Origin of the sequence: Dolichospermum compactum NIES-806 (genome assembly GCF_002368115.1) — a bacterium.
GTDB classification, from domain to species: Bacteria; Cyanobacteriota; Cyanobacteriia; order Cyanobacteriales; family Nostocaceae; genus Dolichospermum; species Dolichospermum compactum.
The window spans coordinates 3,380,516-3,398,001 of the sequence record NZ_AP018316.1; the positions used below are offsets into that span (position 1 = coordinate 3,380,516).

Consider the following 17,486-nt stretch of genomic DNA (forward strand, 5'->3'; position numbering starts at 1 on the left):
TCAGCAGTCAGCTAAAACCGGATTTTAGGGGTTTTGAAGTAGGGAGACTGACATCACTAATTAATATTCAGAATGCTTATCAATTCAATTCTGGCTGATAGCTGACTGCTGAGTGTTTACCCAGAACTTAGATTTAGGCAAACTCAATCGAGTTGACAAAATCTAAAATAGCTTTTTTCATTTTCTTCGCCTCTTCCTTCACAGAACCAGGTACTTCACCATTTAAAAAGCTGCGTTGACTACTAACTATATACAAACATTCATTATTGACAAAAGACAACAATCCTCTATAGGCATCTAATCTGATGCCATTATTGCCATTAGTTTCTTGCTTGGATATAGTTGAACCTTGAGGCATATTTACTAATACATAGTAATAACTTTCTAAAGTATCTTGCCAATATTCTTTATGTTTCACTTCCGCCCTAGGCACATGAGAAATAATTGCTTGAGGGACATATTTATTCACCAAAACTCCATGCAGATATACTTCATCTTCTTGGGATTCTAGATCATCAATTTCCTCTAGAGAGAGAGGATAATAATCAATTCTGAGTAAAGTACCAGTATCGTCCGAAAAACTCACCATTCCTTCCTCAGTTTGCAGTTTTCCTCCCTGTTCAGAATTTAAAGGAATAGGAACTATAAAGTTACCCAAAGGTGATTGATAAAATTGTTCACCAGCCTCATTGAAAATGACCGCTTCATATTCTTCTTCGAGATATTCTTCCTCATCCCCAGCTTCTATTGAAGCAATTATCTCTTTGATAATTTCTTCTGCTTCTGCATCATCCAGTTCTAAAGCTATTTGTAATTGTTTCAGAAAGACCTTTTTATTTGCCGGAATAATTAAATTTTCCGCATCTAAAAGCATAATCACTCCAGCCGCAAAACCATCTAAAACTGCCTCACCAGAAATTGCCGCATTAGCAGCATTAAATAAAGAACCTAATCCCACCTCTCCAGCAATTTCTACGAGTCTATCCACCGTTTCTAGCATTTCTTCCTCTGAGTATTCATCAAATATTTCAAACTCCCAGAGAATATCAGCTAAACTTTCTGCATCTATATCTTCAACACCAGAATCAACTATGGTGGTAATCACAGCAATTGCCGCTACCGCTTCTTGTTCATTCAATGATTCTTTGATTTTTTCTTTGGACTTGAAAATATAATCATACTTTTTCATCACTTCTATCTCCTCAATTAATTTGTTGTTTGTACTCAATTACTAGGTTGAGAAATCCGGGTTTCAATATCTTCCAACGTCCGTAATAATAGGCGATTTGCCTGTAATTGCCAACCCCATTTTTGAATTCTAAAGGCTGCTACAGTCCCCCCAATAGCTGCTAATAAGCCAATGGGTTGATTGAGGGAAATACCCAATAACAAACCCAAACCAGCAATTCCCCAAAATGGCAAAGCAACGGTTTGTCTTTGCTCCTCCACAATTTCTGCAATTTTACCAGATGGTATTGTAGCTAATAATGTCGCTTTTAGTTGCCTCTGTTCCGCTAATGGTACTGATAGACTAATCTTGCGGCGGAGTTTTTCCATTTTGCGGGCATCAGTGCTATACTCCGTAAGTTCATCTTCTGCCATTTTTAACAATCGCTCTAATTGTGACATAGTAGATTAAGTTTTCTGACTGTGTTAGAGCTATTATTCTACATTTGTGGACAACAAGATCCCTAACTTTTCTCAGAAATTGGGGGTCTAACTCTATTTTTATTATTAGTTTTTTCAAAAACCCCTGAAAAACATCATGAAAAAAACTTGGTTTCGATTAGGCATAATAGGCATATTTATACTTTCTTTGACCTTACGTTTTTGGGAACTAAGCCGATTTAATACTTTAGTATTTGATGAAGTTTATTTTGCCAAATTTGGTAACAACTATCTGACTCAGACACCATTTTTTAATGCTCATCCACCATTAAGTCAATATCTAATTGGTTTGGGGATTTGGATGAGTCAATACATTCCTATTGGTCGAGATACTGTCAATAGTCTCACAGATTCTTTATTATCCCCTTGGAATTATCGGTGGGTAAATGCGCTCACTGGTTCGTTAATTCCCGTAATCGTGACTTTATTAACTTATCAATTTAGTTATCGTCATCGGTTTGCTTTATTAGCAGGATTTTTTACAGCTTGTGATGGATTATTTTTAGTAGAATCTCGTTATGCTTTAAGTAATGTCTATATAGTCATCTTTGGTTTACTCGGACAATGGTTATTATTATTGGCATTAGATAAGCAAAAACAAAACCGCTGGTTATGGTTAGTTCTCTCTGGGATTAGTTTTGGTGCTTCTATTGGCACAAAATGGAATGGTTTATGGTTTTTAACTGGCGCTTATGGTGTATGGATAGCAGCCTGGATAATTCGCTGGTTGCAATATGAAGATCATACATCTCGCAGTCCATTATTTTCTTATTTACGGTTTTTTAATTCTGCCAATAATTCCCCAACTGATACTATAAAATTACCCTTGCAAAATCTGACAAAAATAAATATTTGGCAAATGGGTTGCTATTTAGGAATTATTCCCGTAATTATTTATAGTCTGATTTGGATTCCTCACCTCCAACTAGATAAAAGATATGGATTTATTGAAGTTCATAAACAAATTTTGCACTTTCATCTACAATTAGGTGGTAATAGTCCTAGCGTTCATCCTTATTGCGCTGCATGGTATAAATGGCCATTGTTAACTCGACCAATGGCTTATTATTATCAAACTGCTCAAAGTATCAAAGATTCCTTACCTGTATTCGGACCTCCCTTACCTGATGGTGCTGGTAAAGTAATTTATGATGTTCATGCTATGGGGAATCCTTTTTTATGGTGGTTTGGTTTAGCTGCGATGATCTTTTTCATTGGGATGGTGATCATCAAAATTACGATGCCGGCAATCGAAAAAAAACGGTTATTTATCCCTAAAAATCTCAGCATTGATACTTGGATTGGCTTATTTTTAGTCATAAATTATGGAGCTAATTTACTCCCTTGGGTAGAGGTAACAAGGTGTGTTTTTATCTATCATTATATGTCCGCGGTTGTGTTTACATTTATAGCGATCGCTTGGGTTGTTGATCAATGTCTGCTGAGTTATTATCGGCAAATTCGGGCCGTAGGTGTGACTATAACTTTTATCATTGTCGCTGCTTTCATTTTTTGGATGCCTATTTATCTAGGTTTACCTATATCTCCTGATGGTTATAGAATGCGGATGTGGTTTAGTTCTTGGATTTGATAGAAATTTCTTAATATATATACACAAATCCTGTAGCTTAAATCATGTAAATTTTTACATTTCTTATCTATATATTTGGTGACGGCTAGTTCTTCTGTGTGAGAATATTAGGTAAGGGCAACTATAACTACTGGCTTTGCCACTATCAAAGGTGCTAAATTCAAAAGAATTTTTATAGGTGTGAGGAGTTTAGGTTAAACCTACAGATTTTATGCTCCAAAATTATAGGGGAAGGGTTTTATGGATATAAATGTCAAGCAGCAGTATATTAATATCACCAGCTTAAAAGAAGCACCAATACATTTGGTTAGTGAAATTCAGCCCCATGGAATTTTGTTGGTCTTACAAGAGCCAGATTTACAAATATTACAAGTTAGTCAAAATACTTTCAGCACTTTTGGCATATCTCCAGAAAATATGCTGCAACAGGAGTTGGAAGATTTACTAGATCCTTACCAAATCCAGAAAATTAAATTTTGGTTATCAGAAGAAAATCTCGATTTTATTAATCCTACAAAAATTTGGATTAAGAAACAAGGGGATGAATATACAATATTTGATGCCACTTTCTATCGTAACTCTGAAGGGTTTCTAATCTTAGAATTAGAACCTACTGCATCTCAAGAAAATATTCCTTTCTTAAGTTTTTATCATTTGGCTAAATCCTCAATTAATCGGTTAGAAAAAAGTAAAAGTCTCCATGATTTTGGTCAAATTATTGTGCAGGAAATCCGCAAAATGACCGGATTTGACAGAGTGATGTTATATAGATTCTGTGATGATGGACATGGTTCTGTAATTGCTGAAGAAAAAACAGATACTTTAGAGTCTTATTTAGGATTACATTATCCAGAATCAGATATTCCTCAGCCAGCACGACAATTATTTCTAGAAAATTCTATTAGAGTTATTCCCGATACAAATGTTCAATCAGCAGCGGAACTTGTTCCTAGAATTAACCCAGTTAGCGGCAAACCCATTGATTTAACCAATTCAATTCTCAGAAGTGCTGCACCATGTCATCTAGAATATTTACATAATATGGGCGTGGCTGCATCTTTGACAATTTCCTTAATTAAGGATCATAAACTTTGGGGTTTAGTTGCTTGTCATCATCAATCACCCAAATATGTTTCCTATGAATTACGAAAAGCTTGTGAATTTTTAGGAAGAATCATATTTTCAGAAATTTCTGGCAAAGAAGAAACTGAAGATTACGACTATCAGCTAAATTTAAACCATATTCAATCACTATTGGTTGAATATATGTCTCAAGAACCGAACTTTATTGATGGTTTAGTCAAAAATCAAATAAATCTGCTCAATCTAACTAATGCTGAAGGTGTAGCCATCTATTTTGGTGGGAAATATACTCTGATTGGTAATACTCCTCAAGAAGAAGAATTGAATTTTTTAGGAGAATGGCTGAGAAACAATGGAGAAGACGAGGTATTTTGCACGGATTCTTTACCGCAAATATATCCAGACGCGATTAGCTTTAAAAATGTGGCGAGTGGTTTATTAGCTATCCCCATTTCTGGGAAAAATTATATATTATGGTTTCGACCAGAAATGATTCAAACTGTCAATTGGGGTGGAAATCCCCATCAGGCTTTTTCAGTTGATGAATCTGAAGGAAATGTCCGTTTGTGTCCCCGTAAATCATTTGACTTATGGAAAGAAATAGTTCAATTAACATCTTTACCTTGGCAAAATATAGAAATTAAAGGTGCATTAGAATTACGAAAATCCATCATCAATATTATCCTCCGTCAAGCTGATGAATTAGCCCAATTAGCGGAAGATCTACAACGTTCTAATGCAGAATTGAGAAAATTTGCCTATGTCGCTTCCCATGATTTGCAAGAACCATTAAATCAAGTAGCCAATTATGTGCAACTTTTGCAAATGCGCTATGAAGCAGAACTAGACGCAGATGCAAAAGAGTTTATTGGTTATGTTGTCGAGGGTGTAATTTTAATGCAGACGTTAATTGATGACGTACTCGTATACTCCAACGTAGATACATTAGGAATTACTTTTCAAGTCACCGCAGTCGAAACAGCTTTAAATCGGACTTTGAAAAATTTACGTCAACGCATTGTGGAAACCGGCGCAATTATTACCCATGATCCCTTACCCGCAGTTATGGCTGATGAAACACAGTTAATCCAGCTATTTTTGAACCTCATTGGTAACGCTATTAAGTTCCGCAGTAGTCAATCACCAAGGATTCATATTAGTGCCAAAAGATTGGAAGATGAATGGTTATTTTCAGTTCAAGATAACGGAATTGGGTTAGATCCGCAATTTAGCGATCGCATTTTTACCATCTTTCAACGTCTACACACCAGAGATAAATATCCGGGTACAGGAATAGGCTTGGCTATTTGTAAGAAAATAATTGAATGTCATCGCGGACGAATCTGGGTAGAGTCACAACTCGGTCGGGGTGCGACCTTTTACTTTACAATTCCCATCAGCAGTTGTAATTATGAGCGTCAACATGGTAGAAACACACAAAATCATCTTTTTAGTGGAGGACAATAAGGCTGATGTTCGTCTCATTCAAGAAGCATTAAAAACCAGTTTATTACCTCATCAAGTAATCACAGTTAGAGACGGTCTAGAAGCTATGAATTACCTCCATCAAGCAGGAGAATATGCTAACGCACCACGTCCTGATTTGATTTTATTAGACTTGAATTTACCCAAAAAAGATGGTAGGGAGGTATTAGCAGAAATTAAATCCGATCCTCAACTCAAACGCATTCCCGTCGTCATTTTAACAACCTCAAAAAATCAAGATGACATTTTCCATAGTTACGACTTACACGCTAACTGCTACATTACCAAACCTCGTAATTTGAGTCAGCTATTCCAAATCATCCAGAGTATTGAGAGATTTTGGTTTTCTACCGTGACCTTACCATTAGCATAAAAGTATAGCAGGAGGTAGGGGCGCAAGGCCTGCGCCCAGTCAGGAGTCAGGAAGAAGAGAGAAGAAAGAATTAGGAATAATAGTCTTTTACGTGATGGCTTTTACTGTAAATTTTATATCTCCTTCAAGTGGATATTACTACATTCAATATAGCCTTGAAAACTAATCTAATCAAAGTTTATTTAACCCAAAACTCGCAAGAGGTAAAACCAGGAAATGATTACCGCAACTTCCACAATAAAAATCCTATTAATTGAAGATAACTTAGCAGAAGCCAGGTTATTGCAAGAGTTTATTAAACTCACAAAATCTCAAAATTTTAGTTTAGTTCACGTTCAAAAACTTCAAGACGGAATTAACCAATTAAATAGCGAAAAATACGACGTAATCTTGTTAGATTTGACCCTTCCTGACAGTCAAGGATTATCTTCCATCCCTCAGTTACTCCAGCAAAATTCTAGCAATCCCATCATAGTTCTGACTAACACTAATGATGAAGAACTAGCCATTGAAGCTGTCAGACAAGGAGCGCAAGATTATCTAGTTAAAAGACACGTAAATCCAGATACATTGGTGCGGTCTGTGCGATATGCGATAGAACGTAAACAATTTTTAGAACAATTAAATCAAATTAATCAAACATTAGAAATTCAAGTCGAAGAAAAAACTACAGAACTCTTAAAATCCCAAGAAATTAATCAGCTTAAATCTGAGTTTATGGCTATGCTTTCCCATGATATTCGCAATCCTTTAAACACCATTCTTCTCGCGGCTGGATTACTAGAAAAATATCAAAAAGAACTGACAAATAATTCCCAAATTGACTATGTACAACTCATCCGCTCTGCTATCAACAATGTATCACATTTAGTAGATGAAGCCTCACTAATTGGTAAATCTGATTCTGGTCAATTAGCATACCAGCCACACATACTCAACTTAGAAAACTTATGCTCTGAGTTAGTAAAACAATCCGAATTATCTGCCCGAGAAAAACAATTGAACTTAATTTTTACCAGTTCTGAACACTGTTTTGAATTCCTGGGAGATAAAACCCTCTTAAAGCATATTATCAGTAATTTACTCAATAATGCCATTAAATATTCACTTCCCGGAGGTACAGTCCGATTTGAATTAATCAAACAAGAAAAAACCGTAATTTTAAAATTTCAAGATCAGGGAATTGGGATGACAGAAGCAGACCAAAAACAACTATTTCAACCATTTCACCGGGGAGAAAATGTGGGCATAATTCCTGGTAGTGGTCTAGGACTAACAATCGTCCAACAGTGCGTTATAGCCCACAGAGGGGAAATAGCAGTTAATAGTCAAGTGGGAGTAGGTTCAACTTTGACAGTGACTTTACCGATAACAAAATAGATCCCCAAATTCTCTAAGAATTCGGGGATCTAAATATTGAATATTATCAAACTACTGCTTCTGCTTTTTCCGAAACTTTTTCCTTCACAGGTACATAAGGTTTTTCCGCACCTTGGGCTAAATACGCAGCTAATTGACTTTCGATTTCATCACGGACAATTTGCCGATATTCCATAAAATGCTCAATGTGAGCGCAGGTAGAAACGTATTGTTCGATTACCTTGGGATTATGCTTGAGAATGCTAAACAAATGATGCCAGAATTTCCAGCGAGTTTGTCGTTTAAATCCTTGTCGCCAAATCACAATGAGTAAGGCTCTGACAACTACCCATTCTGGCGTTTTTGCTGGTGCTGTCCACTTGGGAGAACCCAACATCATAAAACAGCGATAGGTACGATCCAAGTAAGCAGACGGGTCATATAAAGCACAAAAGGCTTCCACATATTCCCTAGCTAATTCTTCCAGAGGACGGGTAGGAATGAAATTCATCAATGTGGTTTGATTGATGTTCCCGTCTTGGTTTTCTCGCAATCTGCCTTCTTTGGTTAAACGATGCCACAGCGCGGTATTGGGTAACGCCTGTAACATTGCAAAGGTAGTAGAAGGAATAGCTGCGAGTTCAGCAAAACGGACAATGCGATCGCCCGCACCCGCTTTTTCACCATCAAAACCAATAATAAACCCAGCCATTGGCCGCAGTCCAGCCTTAATAATGGTTTCCACCGACTCAGTTAAGGAACTGCGAGTATTTTGGAATTTCTTAGTTAGTTGTAAACTATCTTCATCTGGGGTTTCAATCCCCAAAAATACCGCTTTAAAGCCACAATCAACCATCAACTCCATCATTTCTTGGTCTTGTGCCAAATCAATGGAAGCTTCTGTGTCAAAATTGAAAGGATATTGATGATCTTGCATCCAAACTTTTAACTCTTTCAGCAACAATTTCACATTTCGCTTGTTGCCAATAAAGTTATCATCCACCATAAACACACCCCGCCGCCAACCTAAATCATAGAGATAATCTAACTCGGCTAACAGTTGTGCAGGGGTTTTGGTTCGGGGTTTGCGTCCATATAAAACAATGATGTCGCAAAATTCGCACTGGAAAGGACAACCCCGCGAAAACTGCACCGACATCATATCATAGGCATTAAACTCTAATAAATCAAAGCGGGGAATAGGTGTACCCGTGACATCAGGTTTTTCAGTAGCCCGGAAAACTCCAGATTTTTCGCCCCGTTGCACAGCTTCCACAAACATGGGTAAAGTCAGTTCCCCTTCATCGAGAATCAGGTAATCTGCCCCTGCTGCTTCGACTTCATGGGGTGTAGAGGTAGGATAAGGACCACCCAAAGCCACCAGCTTACCCCGTCGTTTCGCTTCCCGAATTTGCTCAAGTAAGTCTTGTTTTTGGACAATCATGGCGGAAAAAATCACCATATCTGCCCATGCCCATTCTTCCTCTGTGGCAGGGCGGATGTTACGATCTACAAGCTTAAATTCCCACTCTTGGGGCAAAATTGCCGCCACCGTCACCAAACCCAATGGTGGTAACAATACCTTTCTGTCAACTAGTGCCAGAATTTTCTCATAAGACCAAAAGGTGCTTGGAAATATTGGATAAACTAGCAAAACACGCATAGTATCACCCCTCACGATTTATTTGTGATCTAACTGTAACTAAAATTAAGACTAATTGACTTTTTTCTTAAGCCTGTTGTATGTGAGAATGTCAGAATCAGGATGTCCAGGATTTACAGGATGAAGATATCCGACAGGTGCTTATCCAATTCTGTGTAAAGATGCGCCTAATTTAAAGATAAACGAACCACAGAGGCACAGAGGACACAGAGACAGAAAAGCAAAGGTTAAAAATTCGGCGCAGCCTCACGAATAAATGGTATTAACTATGCTGCTTGGACTGTTTCGGACTAAAACATAAATTAACCGTATAATAAAGATGGGAATATACTTTGTCAGGTTCATTATGTGCCTATGATCCTTAGAGAAAAAAGAGAACATAATGGTCTTGTTTTAGATATGTTTCATTTAGGTTGTCCACATCCTGGTTGCAAACAGGTCGTTAAGCTTAAATCTCCAGCCCAACTAGTACCGCAAGGCGGAAGTCAAAAGTCAAAAGCGATATTGGGCAAGCTTTTTGGCGATTAAGAATGGTTGATTTATTTACGCCGTGCTGTACTAGCTACATTTCTCAGACGCAAGGAAGGAAAAGGACTATTTTAATAATTATTCTTTTTGCTGCTGTTTTTGTGTTAAATTATGTCTAAAAATTACTGATTTTGTATAAACAAAACCTACTTTTTTCGATTTTGTATGAGTGGGATGCCTACCACGAGAGAAGCGATCTTGAAGGATTAAATTCTTAGGACTTACGCAACATATCTCTGTAACTCTCTTTGCTTCGTGTTCTTCGCTCCTTCGTGGTTCATTTTTTCATGACTTCTGCCTTTTTGATTTGTATGAGAGAGATCGCCATATTTAATATAGAACAGTCAAGCGATAGCGTAATATCTGACTTGTCAGTTCGCATGAGATAAACTAGAGAAAACATCAGAATATATGAATAGCTATGCTTGCGACAAGAGAAGCGATCGCTGATAGATTGTATTATTAACACTCCCAGAACTAAAAAAGTTGGGTTATATGAAACAGTTAGCTATCCCATGTTTATTCTTCCGTAGCGGCACATCTCGTGGACCATTTTTTTTGCAGTCAGATTTACCCACAGAGGCAACCATCCGAGACAAGATCATTTTAGGCGCAATGGGTTCACCCGATGAGCGGCAAATAGACGGAATCGGAGGGGCAACAACACTAACCAGCAAAGTAGCCATATTCTCACCATCTCCACATCCTTGGGCTGATGTAGATTATCTCTTCGGTCAAGTAAGCATTAATCAGGCGGAGATTGATTGGAGTCCATCCTGCGGTAACATGGTTGCTGCTATCGGTCATGCTGCCATTGCCAGAGGTCTTGTTACCGGAATGGATCAGACAACCACCATCAAAATCCGTAACGTCAATACCAATGCACTAATAGAAGCTATCATCCTGACCCCTCAAGGACAAGTCATATATGATGGTGATATGTCCATTGACGGTGTACCAGGGACAGCAGCACCAGTTTTACTCAACTTCATGGAAATTGTCGGTTCTAAAACTGGTCAACTTTTACCGACCGGCTATTGTCGTGAAGAAATCGAGGGAGTTGAGGTTACTTGCATTGATGTCGCTATGCCTATGGTGATAGCACGGGCTAATGATTTGGGGAAAACTGGTTATGAAACCAAGGCAGAACTCGATGCAGACACAGCTTTCTTAGCCCGAATTGCCAGAATTCGCCGCATTGCTGGTGAACGGATGGGACTAGGTGATGTTACAAATAGTGTAGTTCCTAAATTTGCGATTATTGCACCTCCACGTTATGGAGGAAACATTACCTCCCGTTATTTTGTCCCCAATGTTTGTCATAGCGCCCATGCCGTCACAGGTGCAATTTGTGTTGGTTGCTGTAGTCTCCTGAAAGGTTCTGTTGCCCAAGGTATTACTACTTCAATAGGTTCTGGTAATGAAATGGTGATAATTGAACATCCTTCTGGAAAAATTGAGGTTTCTTTAGTGACAACTAATCAAGGTTCGTCCATGATTGTTGACAGTGCGGGCATTGTGCGAACTGTGCGTCTGCTTTTGTCAGGTAATGTTTATGTATCAAGTCGCCTGTGGAATTAGATCAATTCAAAGGAAACACTATGTTAAATGAAAATCCGCCCAAGCAACTGAAACGAGAGTTAGATTGGCTGAGTGCGGCGATTATGGGATTAGCATCAGTTATTGGCGCGGGTATTTTTGTCAGTATTGGTCTGGCTGCTGAGATATCTGGTTCGGCGGCGATCGCTGCCCTAATTGTTGCCGGCTTATTAGCAGCCTGTAACAGTCTCAACCTCGCCCAACTTGCTGTTAATCATCCTGTTAGTGGTGGCATCTATGAATATGGTTATAAATACTTAACACCCTGGTTAGGTTTTACCGGCGGCTGGATCTATCTTTTAAGCAAAACGGCTGTAGCAGCCACCGCCGCACTGGGATTTTCTGGCTATCTTTTAAATAATCTCGGTATGACTGATGCTGGGATTTTAGTTCCTGTAGCGGAAACTGCCGTATTTGCGATCGCCTTCATTGTTTTGGGAGGGATGCGGAGTTCTAAAATATCAACTATTGTAGTTGTTTCGATCACCATCCTCTCCCTACTTTGTTTAATTATTGTCGGGTTCTTTTTCTGCTTTTCTCATGGGTTTGAGAAATTGACTTTCTCAGGTACAAACTCTCATAACTGGACTATTAATTTTCTGCAATCAGTGGCTTTAATGTTTGTTTCCTATAATGGTGCTGCTCGCATTTCTATGGTGGGTGAAGAAATCATAGATCCCAAAAAAAGTATCCCCAGAGCGATTATTTTCACTATAATTGCCACCATGCTCCTTTATATCTGCGTGGCAGTAGTCAGTTTAGGATCAATTGGGGCAGACGCTTTTGCCGAGGCCACTAGAGTGAATGCCGCACCTTTAAAAGCCGTAGCTGATAGCTTTGGTATTCCCTTTGTTTCTAATTTCTTAGCTGTTGGTGCTGTCACTTCTATGCTGAGTATCCTCTTAACTACGGTTTTGGGTGTATCTCGGTTGCTGTTAGCAATGGCACGTCGTGGAGATATGCCTAGTTTTTTTACCAAGTTGAATAGTGCAGGGACAACACCTGATTTAGCTGTCATCGCCGTGGGGATTATTATCGCCCTTCTAGTTTTCATCGGTGATGTAAAAGTTACCTGGTCTTTTGGGACATTTGGGGCTTTATACCGAAGTGCCATTGTCAGTCTAGCCGCATTGCAAATCAGTAACGAAGAACGGTTATATCCAAAATGGATATCTTGGTTATCTTTTTGGTCTTCCCTGTTGCTGGGTTTTTGCATTGAATGGCGCTACTGGTTAATTGGTATCGGATTAATTGGTATTGGGTTGATCTGGCATTTTACAGCAAATTGTCATCAAACCTGGAACAAGAACCCCACCCCCAACCCCCTCCCCGTAAGCGATGAGGGGGCTAAGATGTAGCTTATATGATTGGAAATCGCTGTATATTTCGTCAGATTAATTCCACAGAAAATATTGAGGTAACATTAAAGGAATAGGCTCAATCAAAATTATGTCTGAATCAAGATTTACAGAACGTTTTTTGATGTACAATTCTGATTCAGACAAAAAAAATTTTAAAAAAATTTTTTTTTGATTTTTTTTTCTGGGGTCAAAATCGCTTGACTTTTTTTCCTGAAAATGCTATTTTTATAATGGTAACTTGTGCCTTGATAATATTTTTACTTATGGTTTATTATACTAATATCCTTAATATACCACGTTTTTTCGCCCCTGAACCCTCAAAATAAAATTTTTCAAAAAAAAACTTATTAAAAATTAAAGAATCAATAATTTAAACTTATGATTTATGATGTTCTAATAGTCGGTTTGAACCGACTATACCTGAAATTAGCTCTAAATTCCAGCTTTCACGCCGCTGATTTTCAAAACATCAGTCATGGTTACACAGTAATTTGGTAAATTGAAGCTGCCAGGATTAATGGCATTAGCATAGCTAAAATGACGATAATTCATACAGTATCTATCCCAAGCTGCCATTTGAATGCGGAATACAGTAATAATCACATTTGCTAAACCTAAAGATATAGGAATGCGGAAATAAATCTTTTTACGGAAATAAGTGCAAACTTCTTCTATGGCTTGATTTGCAGTTAGGGAAGATTGTCCTAACACAAAGCGGCGGGGATCTCCCTGTTGTGGTGGATAATCAATTAAATATTGGACAACTGTGGCAATATCTCTACCATGAATAAAGTGAAAACTGCCATCTGCTTGTAAAAAACGAATCAAATTAATATAGTTAGTAACTTCGGGAATACCAGATGTGAGATGAGAATAAGGTTTTTTATCATCACCACCTAATACTAAGGTAGGAAAAACTGTGGTAATTTTGGGGAAAATAGCTAACTTTTCGATTTGATGTAAACAATCATATTTAGAACGGATATAATCTGTACCGATTTCTCCCGCTTCTTTGAGTGGTTTGTTTTCGTTATTTAAGACACTGGCTGTGGAAAAATAAATTACCTGTTCACATCTTTCGGGATTTAGCAGGTTCATTAATTCTAGAGTTTTGAAGACATTAATATCAAAAATGCCCTCACCACCCCAAGAAGTGGCTGTTAGGACGGCGATATCAATGGTTTTGAGTAAATTAGAGAATTTACCAATTTCTTGCATATCACCCTGGAGAATGGTGATTCCAGGACGGACTGTGGTATCAACTTGGAGTTTATTGGGGTTTCTAACTAGGAGATATAATTCGTGGTTGGTGTTTTGAATTAAGGCTTCGCTGATATAGTGACCGATACAGCCACTTGCACCTGTAACTAAAATACGTTTTTTGGTCATGAAATTGGATGTTGGGGTTTTTGGGGATGGTTGAGGTCGGTGTGTAATTGTAGCATGATTTGAGGAGATAGATCTCCGACTCCTTTAAGAAGTCGGGGATCTGGGTGTTAGTTAACTGAATATATTTTTTGGAAACGAACCGCAGAGACACAGAGGACGCAGAGAAATGAGGTTTTGAGAGATTTTGCGTAAACCTTGATTAATTAGGGTAAAATTACAACAAAGCCTTGGTGGTGAGTCTATGCGTCAATGTCTTAATCCTGACTGTCTTTTTCCTAACCCTGATAATTTTCAATATTGTCAAAAGTGCGGTAATAATTTACTTTTGCGTGAAAGATATATACCTAAATCAATTTTAGGTCAGGGTGGTTTTGGTAGAACATTTTTAGCTATTGATGAGGATAAACCATCAAAACCTTATTGTGTAATTAAACAATTTTTACCCCAAGCACAGGGAACAGATAGTATTGAAAAAGCATCCCAGTTATTTGCACAGGAAGCACAACGTTTAGAGGAGTTAGGTAAACATCCTCAAATACCTGAGTTAATGGCTTATTTTACATCCGATAATCGTCAATATTTAGTACAGGAATTTGTGAAAGGGGAAACTCTACAAACGGAGTTAGATAAAAATGGCGTTTTTTCTGAACAGCAAATTAGAGGATTATTAAGAGAACTGTTACAGATATTGGAGTTTGTTCATAGTCAACAGGTAATTCACCGAGATATTAAACCAGAAAATATTATTCGCAGTAGTGACAATCAGTTATTTTTAGTAGATTTTGGTGCGGCGAAAATAGTCAAGTCACAGCAACGCACAGCTACAGGGACAATTATTGGATCTGCTGAATATTGCGCTCCTGAACAGTCAATGGGTAAACCATTATTTATTAGTGATTTATATAGTTTAGGGGTAACTTGTTTGCATTTATTAACAGGAATGAGTCCGTTTGATTTATATAGTCCAATGGAAGGAGAATGGGTATGGAGAGATTATTTGAATGGAAATGTGGTAAGTGATGAATTAGGAAAGATTTTGGAAAAATTAGCAAGTCCTATTGCGAAATATCGTTATCAATCTGTAAAAAAAGTGATGCAGGAGTTATATTTTGTAGATCAAAAACCTAATTCTCAACCACCTTTTGACAAACCTGAAATATCTGTTATCAAAGTACCCAGTCAGTATCAAAAACTAGAGAAATTGTTAGCAGATGGTAAATGGAAAAAAGCAGATGACGAAACAAGACGGATAATATTGACACTTGCTAACCGGGGAATACCAGGTTATTTAACCATAGACAATGTTCTTGATATTCCCAGTGAAGACATTAGCATTATAGACAATTTATGGGTAAAGAATAGTAATGGACGCTTTGGTTTTTCTGTACAAAAGCAGATTTATGAAAGTGTGGGGGGAACAACAACTTACAACCACCAAATCTGGAATAAATTTATAGATAAGGTAGGATGGAGAAAAGGAGAAAATTTACTCTCTGATAATGAAATTACCTTTGACATAAAAGCACCAAAAGCGCATCTTCCCTTTTTTCCCGTAGGTTCGATATGGTGGTGGAAAGTAGTTATTAGTTTGTATTCTCAAGATGATTACTGGAAAGCGGTTATAATAGTTCTGATCTTGCGTTCATAATAGTAAACTGTAAAATCTGAAGATTATAGAAAAAAAACTAATTCTGAATCAGGATAACCAGGATTAAAGGATGTACAGGATATTACCGTTAACTTACTAAAAATAACATCGTCTAAGATTCACGACTTCTATGTTTATTAAACTGAATAAATGATAAAGATTAACAAAAGAAGTCGGGGAACTCAATATCCTAGTCACAGATCCACAATTTGAAAACAAGGTAAAATCAAAGAATAATCAACCAAAAGTTAACAATGGAAACCCAACAACTAAAAGCCCTGATCAAAGAAACTATTTTAGAACTGATAGAAGAAGAAAAATGGACAATTCAAAAAACCTTAATCCCAATTTTGATCAATAAAGAAAATGAAGAATGGAACAAATTTTTCTTAGAACAAGCTATGAGAGACTTAGAAAATGATCATCTTCCTGAATACACAGAATCCGATTTAACAGATACTTTTGGGTAAAATTGGGGAAATTTCTGAAGGAAGATTAACAAGAATTAGACAAAATCTAGCAAATTGGATTTTAAAAGATTAAGTATATTTTGATGATTAAAGGATATTTCCTCATCTGTGTTTATCTGTGTTTATCTGTGTTTATCTGCGTTCCCCAAAAATCAGGTGGGAAAAACCCACCCAAAAAATCAAACAGAAACTAAACCAAAGCGTTGAGGTTTTTTGCGGTTTCAAAGAAGAAAGCGACGTTTTCCTCTGGAGTTTCTGGTAATACACCATGTCCGAGATTAAGGATATGTCCCCAGTTGCCGGCTTTGCGAACGGTGTCCAAAACGCGATCGCGGATAAATTCCTTAGAACCAAATAATACACCCGGATCAAGATTACCCTGTACTTTGACGTGCTTACCTAATCTAGCTCTGGCATCTGCCATATCTACTGCCCAGTCTACAGTAATGATATCTGCACCAGAAGCAGGCATTCTTTCCAAAAGTCCGGCACTACCTGTCACCAACAAAATTAATGGTGTGTCAGGATGAGTCGCCTTTACCTTTTCAAACACCATTTTTTGATAAGGTAGAGCAAAGGTATCATAATCTTGAGGGCTTAATTGTCCTGCCCAAGAATCGAACATCTGTACTACTTGAGCGCCACAATCAATTTGATAGCGGACATAATCAGCGATAGAATCAGCTAATTTAGTGAGTAGCTGATGGAGAATTGTCGGATCTGAGAAAGCCATGTTTTTGATGATGGAATAGGTTTTAGAACCCTTACCTTCCACCGCATAAGCTGCTAATGTCCAAGGTGCGCCGACAAAGCCTAACACCGTTGATTGATTACCCACTTCCTGCCGTAATGCTTGCAAAATCGTTTTGATAAACGGCAGTGCTGTTTCTGGATCTAAGGAATGCAGTTGATCAACTTGTTGTTTAGTGCGTATGGGCGAATAAATAATCGGTCCCTTTCCTTCCGCAATATCCATATCAATCCCCATTCCTGGTAAGGGGGTGACAATATCGGAAAACAAAATTACTCCATCGGGTTGAAACGCTCTCCAGGGTTGGAGGGAAACTTCGATCGCCACTTCAGGAATTTCCGAGCGATCGCGGAATGAAGGATATTTATCCCGTAAATCCCGGTAAGCTTTCATGTAGCGTCCCGCTTGTCGCATCATCCATACAGGAGGACGATCTACTTGTTCACCACGAGCAGCCCGAAGGAGGAGAGGAGCCGTTAAGGAAACACCCATTTAACACTTCGTCCTAAGTCACTTTT

The 17,486-nt window shown here is 37.9% G+C and carries 13 protein-coding genes; 8 read left to right on the forward strand and 5 right to left on the reverse strand.

The window, feature by feature from the left end; translation table 11 throughout:
* Nucleotides 1-133: 133 nt before the first annotated feature.
* Both CA730_RS15865 and CA730_RS15870 read right to left on the reverse strand, forming a co-directional pair.
* The gene (locus tag CA730_RS15865) at nt 134-1,189 is read right to left on the reverse strand and encodes a tellurite resistance TerB family protein (RefSeq protein ID WP_096668730.1); all 1,056 of its coding nucleotides are present in this window, start codon (nt 1,187-1,189) and stop codon (nt 134-136) included.
* 35 nt (nt 1,190-1,224) lie between these two features.
* The gene (locus tag CA730_RS15870; protein WP_027403445.1) at nt 1,225-1,629 is read right to left on the reverse strand and encodes a hypothetical protein; all 405 of its coding nucleotides are present in this window, start codon (nt 1,627-1,629) and stop codon (nt 1,225-1,227) included.
* 136 nt (nt 1,630-1,765) lie between these two features.
* Between CA730_RS15870 and CA730_RS15875 the strand changes: the two genes are divergently transcribed.
* From CA730_RS15875 to CA730_RS15890, 4 genes are all read left to right on the forward strand, one after another.
* Nucleotides 1,766-3,259, forward strand: a complete 1,494-nt coding sequence (locus CA730_RS15875; RefSeq protein ID WP_096668732.1) for a dolichyl-phosphate-mannose--protein mannosyltransferase — start codon at nt 1,766-1,768, stop codon at nt 3,257-3,259.
* 240 nt (nt 3,260-3,499) lie between these two features.
* Nucleotides 3,500-5,809, forward strand: coding sequence for a sensor histidine kinase (locus CA730_RS15880; RefSeq protein ID WP_096668734.1), 2,310 nt, complete (start codon nt 3,500-3,502; stop codon nt 5,807-5,809).
* A complete protein-coding gene (locus CA730_RS15885) occupies nt 5,754-6,200 on the forward strand; it encodes a response regulator (RefSeq protein ID WP_096668736.1) in 447 nt (148 codons plus the stop codon). The genes CA730_RS15880 and CA730_RS15885 overlap by 56 nt, the downstream gene beginning before the upstream one ends.
* 216 nt (nt 6,201-6,416) lie before the next feature.
* Nucleotides 6,417-7,580: an ATP-binding response regulator gene (locus tag CA730_RS15890; protein ID WP_096668738.1), complete on the forward strand. Its 1,164-nt coding sequence runs from the start codon at nt 6,417-6,419 to the stop codon at nt 7,578-7,580.
* A gap of 46 nt (nt 7,581-7,626) precedes the next feature.
* Here the strand turns inward: CA730_RS15890 and CA730_RS15895 are convergent, their stop codons facing one another.
* Nucleotides 7,627-9,222 carry a B12-binding domain-containing radical SAM protein gene (locus CA730_RS15895; RefSeq protein WP_096668740.1) on the reverse strand — a complete coding sequence of 532 codons (1,596 nt, stop codon included), beginning with the start codon at nt 9,220-9,222 and terminating at the stop codon, nt 7,627-7,629.
* 1,023 nt (nt 9,223-10,245) lie between these two features.
* On the opposite strand from CA730_RS15895, the gene CA730_RS15900 reads away from it, so the two are divergent.
* Together CA730_RS15900 and CA730_RS15905 are read left to right on the forward strand one after the other, a co-directional pair.
* On the forward strand, nt 10,246-11,331 hold the full coding sequence (locus tag CA730_RS15900) for a 4-oxalomesaconate tautomerase (protein ID WP_096668742.1): 1,086 nt from the start codon (nt 10,246-10,248) through the stop codon (nt 11,329-11,331).
* A gap of 20 nt (nt 11,332-11,351) precedes the next feature.
* The gene (locus CA730_RS15905; protein WP_231939858.1) at nt 11,352-12,707 is read left to right on the forward strand and encodes an APC family permease; all 1,356 of its coding nucleotides are present in this window, start codon (nt 11,352-11,354) and stop codon (nt 12,705-12,707) included.
* A 435-nt stretch (nt 12,708-13,142) separates the two neighbouring features.
* Here CA730_RS15905 and CA730_RS15910 read toward each other — a convergent pair whose 3' ends face one another.
* Nucleotides 13,143-14,099 carry an NAD-dependent epimerase/dehydratase family protein gene (locus CA730_RS15910; RefSeq protein WP_096668744.1) on the reverse strand — a complete coding sequence of 319 codons (957 nt, stop codon included), beginning with the start codon at nt 14,097-14,099 and terminating at the stop codon, nt 13,143-13,145.
* A gap of 241 nt (nt 14,100-14,340) precedes the next feature.
* Between CA730_RS15910 and CA730_RS15915 the strand changes: the two genes are divergently transcribed.
* Complete coding sequence (locus tag CA730_RS15915) at nt 14,341-15,747, forward strand: serine/threonine-protein kinase (protein WP_096668746.1); 1,407 nt, start codon at nt 14,341-14,343, stop codon at nt 15,745-15,747.
* A gap of 254 nt (nt 15,748-16,001) precedes the next feature.
* Entirely contained in the window at nt 16,002-16,217 is a 216-nt protein-coding gene (locus CA730_RS15920; RefSeq protein ID WP_096668748.1) for a hypothetical protein, read from the forward strand.
* A gap of 190 nt (nt 16,218-16,407) precedes the next feature.
* Here CA730_RS15920 and hemE read toward each other — a convergent pair whose 3' ends face one another.
* Nucleotides 16,408-17,460 carry a uroporphyrinogen decarboxylase gene (hemE, locus tag CA730_RS15925; RefSeq protein ID WP_039200619.1) on the reverse strand — a complete coding sequence of 351 codons (1,053 nt, stop codon included), beginning with the start codon at nt 17,458-17,460 and terminating at the stop codon, nt 16,408-16,410.
* Nucleotides 17,461-17,486 lie beyond the last annotated feature (26 nt).